Genomic DNA, 2,192 nt, shown 5'->3' with positions numbered 1-2,192 from the left:
GCCGCGGCAGGCGGTCGGCATCGACCTGGAGGACCTGCACGAGGAGGACCCGCACCGGCGGGTACGGACCCTGACCCGCCCGGCACCGAAGGGCGACGGCACGATCCTCCACCAGCCGGCCCGCGAGGTCCGGCAGGCCATCGCCGACTACCTGCCGCACCGCATCGACGGCCAGGACCCCGCCACCGGACGACGCGTTGCGGCTGGGGTAAGATGCAGGACTCCGGAGCCTCCTCCTGGTGCTCAGCGTAGGCGCTGAGCATGCCGCAGATCGGCATGAGGATCGCGTCCCCAGCCTCGTACGCAGTGAGCATCATGTCTTCCAGCTTGACCCGTTTGCCGTCCGACTGGGCCATGACGAGAACGTTGCCCTTCTTCACGGTGGTGTAGCGAAATGCCTGACCGGTGGTGTCCAGTGCGTGTAGACGCGCGAGGCCCCGGCGTATGTCCTCACCCAGGCTCATGCCGCCCCCGAAGCGAACGAGCAGGGCAAGGCAACGATCCAGCTTCCCGGCCAGAGAGCCGATGTCGTGAGTCTTGCCCAGGTAGTCGTTGAGTTTCTCGCTCCATGCGGCATCGATGACGCCGTCGCGGCGGGCACATTCCGCCGCGTCGCGGATCGCTTCCTTGAGGGCCAGCTCGATGCCGTGGCGGAGGTTGTAGAGCGCCGGCAGTGCGAGGCTGTCGTGGTTCCGCTCGCGCTTCCAGTGCTCGACGAGCACCCTGCCCGCTTCGAGGAAGCCCCAGGCCAGAGACCAGTCGTTCCTGCCCAGGCTGCCGATCACGGCGCGCGGGTCTCCGTCTCGCGGTGTCGGCTCAAACCATATGCCCTCGGTCACCCGGCCATCATGGACGTACCTGACGGTCTGACACCAGCCGGGACCGGAGGGCTGAGAGCTACTTGTCGCTTCGCCGTAGCTACCGCGAACAGAGGGCCGAACCGGCTGGTTCACCTCAAGATCATCCCACCGCCCTTCTGGCCTCACTGCGGCCGGATCCCGAAGCCTCCCCCCGCAGGGCGGCTCCGAAGGGCCTACCTTCATCGGTCACGCAGCACCGCAACAAGCAACTCGTCCTACATCGAGCTCCTCCTCGCGTTCAGGACACACTCACAGCACTAGTGACTTCCCCGATACGATCGGCCCCGACGACTTCGCCCACGAAAGCTGAGGAGGACCCCCTGTGGAGATCACCCCGTCCGGCGTGCTCGGCATGATTCCCCGCCTCAAGCTGACGCCCTCGGCCATCGCGGTGCTCGGCATCATGTCCGAACTCCAGGCGCCCGGTGACGAGGTGAATCACAGTCAGGTCGAGATGGCGGAGGAGCTCGGCCTGCTCGAGTCCGCCGTCAGCCGGGGTATGAAGTGCCTCGTCGACCGGAACCTTGTCATCCGCAGCGGTGATGGCCGCGGCCACAGCTACCGCCTGCACCCCTTCATCGCGAAGTACGGTTCCCAGGCCGAGATGGAGGCGTCGCTGCGTGCGGCGGCCGCCCAGGTGCGCGAGGGCAAACTGCCCGACATCGCCGCCCCGCTGTACCGTAAGCAGCCGCCGCGTGCCGGCGGGCGACCCAAACTTGTCGCTGTCTGACAAGACAAAGATGCGAAGGAACGATTCGGCGGCCGCGACGTGATCGTCGCCGCCGATAGGCCCTGCAAAGGAGCCTGAAAGGTCCTTCAGTGGATGTTCCCCTCGCTCACGTGCAGGTTCGGGCGGATTGAGATCTGTCCGAAGATCCACTCATGAAGCTTTCACCCGATATGCGGCTCTGCTCAAACGTGGGCGCCGAGCCCGAGCGGAGGAGGGCGTCCCGCCCCCGTCATACTCGCTGCTGCGCCTGATTGTGGGGTTGTCCGGACTGGGCCGGTGAGGCAAGGCCCAGGCGGGAACACCGTTTGGGCGGTAGCGCCCCTCTACCGGTTTTACGAAAGTTCAGACCCGGCTTCCGGGTCACCCCCTCGGGTGACCCGGGGGAACCTGAGTGTGCAGGGAGCCGATCACCCGTCAGCAGGACACCGGCGCGCGGCCCGTATCGTGGCGCGGGGGAGTTTCGTTGGTGTGAGTAGGCGCCTCAACCAGGGCGAGCAGGGCGCTGCCGCATCTGCAGGACCGGACCGCACCCCCCACGGGCCGCATTCTGTTGGCAGCGCTGGCAGGGCGGGGGTGGTCGGGACATACACACCCGGCCACCC

At 67.0% G+C, this 2,192-nt stretch carries 2 protein-coding genes; one reads left to right on the top strand and one right to left on the bottom strand.

All coding sequences use genetic code 11. The features are described from left to right. On the bottom strand, nucleotides 1-785 hold a 785-nt coding region (locus ABZ641_RS34070), incomplete at its 3' end, for a hypothetical protein (RefSeq protein ID WP_359988181.1). Nucleotides 786-1,182: 397 nt separating this feature from the next. Between ABZ641_RS34070 and ABZ641_RS34065 the strand changes: the two genes are divergently transcribed. Beyond that, on the top strand, nucleotides 1,183-1,590 hold the full coding sequence (locus tag ABZ641_RS34065; RefSeq protein WP_359988179.1) for a hypothetical protein: 408 nt from the start codon (nucleotides 1,183-1,185) through the stop codon (nucleotides 1,588-1,590). Nucleotides 1,591-2,192 lie beyond the last annotated feature (602 nt).

This window comes from Kitasatospora sp. NPDC007106 (assembly GCF_040634455.1).
In the GTDB taxonomy this organism is placed as follows: Bacteria; Actinomycetota; Actinomycetes; order Streptomycetales; family Streptomycetaceae; genus Kitasatospora; species Kitasatospora arboriphila.
This window is presented reverse-complemented; position numbering and strand designations above follow the sequence as displayed.